This window comes from Uliginosibacterium silvisoli (assembly GCF_036017035.1).
In the GTDB taxonomy this organism is placed as follows: domain Bacteria; phylum Pseudomonadota; class Gammaproteobacteria; order Burkholderiales; family Rhodocyclaceae; genus Viridibacterium; species Viridibacterium silvisoli.
Genome location: NZ_JAYXHS010000008.1, coordinates 1 through 3,491, shown reverse-complemented (window position 1 = coordinate 3,491; position 3,491 = coordinate 1). Strand labels below are relative to the sequence as shown.

The following is a 3,491-nucleotide window of genomic DNA, read 5'->3' as shown; positions in this document are numbered from 1 at the left end:
ACCGTGAATCTGACTTACACGGGCACTGCGTCGAACGGCACGGATTACACCGGTGTGGTGAGTGTCACCATCCCGGCCGGCGCGACGAATGCAACCTTCAATCTCGCGACGATCGATGATGCGTTGGCCGATTCTGGCGAAACCATCATCGTAAGCCTGGGCAGCATCAGTGGTGGCGGCTTCGAAGCCATCGCGGCAAATCCTTCGAGCAATAGCGTCACCACGACGATCAGCGATGAAGCCACGCCGGACACGGTGCTGGTGAGCATCGCCGGCCCGGCTTCCGTGACTGAAGGGGCAACGACCACCAACTACACGGTGAGCCTCGGGCAGGCCGCGGCAACGCCTGTCACGGTGAACCTCACCTACACCGGCACGGCAACGAATGGCTCCGACTACACCGGCGTGGTGAGTGTCACCATCCCGGCCGGCGCCACGAATGCGACCTTCAACCTCGCGACGATCGACGATGCACTGGCTGATTCCGGCGAGACCATCATCGTCTCGCTCGGTTCGATCACGGGTGGTGGCTTCGAAGCCATCGCGGCGAATCCGTCCGGCAATAGCGTGACGACAACCATCTCCGACGAAGCCACGCCAGACACGGTGCTGGTGAGCATCACCGGTCCTTCGTCGGTCATCGAAGGCGCGGCGACCGGCAACTTCACCGTCTCGCTCGGCCAGGCCGCTGCCACACCCGTTACGGTGAACCTCACCTACACCGGCACGGCCACGAATGGTACGGACTACACCGGCGTGGTGAGCATCACCATCCCGGCCGGTGCGAACAGCGCGACCTTCAACCTAGCGACCATCGATGACGCACTCGCCGACTCCGGCGAAACCATCATCGTCTCGCTCGGCTCGATCACGGGCGGCGGTTTCGAAGCCATCGCAGCAAACCCGGCAGCGAATTCGGTCACGACGACGATCAGTGACGAAGCGACGCCAGACACGGTGCTGGTCTCCATCACGGGCCCGGCGACCGTGACCGAAGGCAACGCCACGGGCAACTACACCGTCTCGCTCGGCCAGGCCGCTGCGACGGCAGTGACGGTCAACCTGACCTACACCGGTACGGCCAGCAACGGTACGGACTACACCGGCGTGGTGAGCGTCACCGTCCCGGCAGGCGCCACGAACGCAACCTTCAATCTCGCAACCCTCGACGATGCGCTGGCCGATTCCGGCGAGACCATCATCGTCTCGCTGGGCTCGATCACGGGCGGCGGTTTCGAAGCCATCGCAGCGAACCCCGCGGCCAACTCGGTCACGACGACGATCTCCGACGAAGCGACGCCAGACACGGTGCTGGTGAGCATCGCCGGCCCGGCCACGGTCGTCGAAGGCAACGCCACGACCAACTACACCGTCAGCCTGGGCCAGGCCGCCGTCACGCCAGTCACGGTGAACCTCACCTACACCGGCACAGCGACGAATGGCAGCGACTACACCGGTGTCGTCAGTGTCACGGTGCCTGCAGGCGCGACCAGTGCGACCTTCACGATTCCAACCATCGACGATGCACGCGCCGATTCGGGCGAAACCATCATCGTCTCGCTGGGTTCGATCAGCGGTGGCGGCTTCGAAGCGATTGCAGCGAACCCCTCCGGCAACAGCGTCACGACAACCATCAATGACGAAGCCATACCGGACACGGTGCTGGTCGGCATCACCGGCCCTGCGACCGTCACCGAAGGCAACACGACGGGCAACTACACCATCACGCTCGGCCAGGCGGCCTTCACACCTGTCACGGTGAACCTCACCTACACCGGCACCGCAACCAACGGTACGGATTACACGGGCGTCATCAGCGTGACGGTACCTGCCGGCGCAACGACGGCGACGTTCAACCTGGCGACGCTCGACGATGCCTTCGCCGATTCGGGCGAGACCATCATCGTCTCGCTCGGCTCGATCACGGGCGGCGGCTTCGAGGCCATCGCAGCGAATCCGTCGAGCAATAGCGTCACCACGACCATCTCCGACGAAGCCACGCCGGATACGGTGCTGGTGAGCATCGCCGGCCCGGCCACCGTCACGGAAGGCAACACGACCGGCAACTTCACCGTCTCGCTGGGTCAGGCCGCCGTCACGCCAGTCACGGTGAACCTGACCTACACCGGTACCGCCACGAATGGCACGGACTACACCGGTGTGGTGAGCGTCACCATCCCGGCCGGCGCCACGAACGCGACCTTCAACATCGCCACCCTCGACGACGCGCTCGCCGATTCGGGCGAGACCATCGTTGTCTCCCTGGGCTCGATCAGCGGCGGCGGCTTCGAAGCCATCGCTGCCAACCCGTCGAGCAGCAGCGTCACCACCACGATCAGTGACGAAGCGACACCAGACACAGTGCTGGTGAGCATTGCCGGCCCGGCGACCGTCACCGAAGGCAACACCACCGGCAACTACACCATCTCGCTGGGTCAGGCGGCCGTCACACCTGTCACGGTGAATCTCACCTACACGGGCACGGCCGCCAACGGCACGGACTACACCGGTGTCGTCAGCGTCACGGTGCCCGCGGGCGCGACGAGTGCGACCTTCAACCTCGCGACCATCGATGACGCATTCGCCGACTCGGGCGAAACCATCGTCGTCTCGCTCGGTTCGATTTCCGGCGGCGGTTTCGAAGCCATCACTGCTCACCCGACGAACAACAGCGTCACGACGACGATCAGTGATGAAGCCACGCCGGACACGGTGCTGGTGAGCATCGCCGGCCCGGCAAGCGTGACCGAGGGCAACAACACCGGCAACTACACCGTGTCGCTGGCACAGGCCGCCGTCACCCCCGTGACGGTGAACCTGACCTACACCGGCACAGCTGCCAATGGCACGGACTACACCAGCGTCATAAGCGTGACGATTCCTGCCGGCGCGACGAGCACGACGTTCAACCTCGCAACGCTCGATGACGCCTTCGCCGACTCCGGCGAAACCATCATCGTCAGCCTGGGCAGCATCAGTGGCGGCGGCTTCGAAGCCATCGCGGCAAATCCGTCGAGCAGCAGCGTCACGACAACGATCAATGACGAAGCCACGCCAGATACAGTGCTGGTCAGCATCGCCGGCCCGGCAAGCGTCATCGAAGGCAATGCGACAAGCAATTACACCGTCAGCCTCGGTCAAGCTGCCGTCACGCCTGTCACGGTGAACCTGACCTACACTGGCACCGCCACCAACGGCAGCGATTACACCGGTGTCATCAGCGTCACCGTGCCTGCCGGCGCGACGAGCGCGACCTTCACGATCCCCACCATCGACGATGCACGCGCAGATTCCGGCGAGACCATCATCGTGTCGCTTGGCTCGATCAGCGGTGGCGGCTTCGAGGCGATTGCCGCCAACCCTGCATCGAACTCGGTCACGACGACGATCAGCGATGAAGCTACGCCTGACACAGTGCTGGTGAGCATCACCGGCCCATCGTCTGTCATCGAAGGCGCCGCCACGGGCAACTTCACGGTGAGCCTCGGTCA

Annotated in this window: 1 protein-coding gene; it reads left to right on the top strand. The window is 64.3% G+C overall.

The annotated features are described in order from the left end of the window. The coding region (locus VVD49_RS21775) for a beta strand repeat-containing protein (RefSeq protein WP_327601349.1) at positions 1–3,491 on the top strand (3,491 nt) is incomplete at both ends.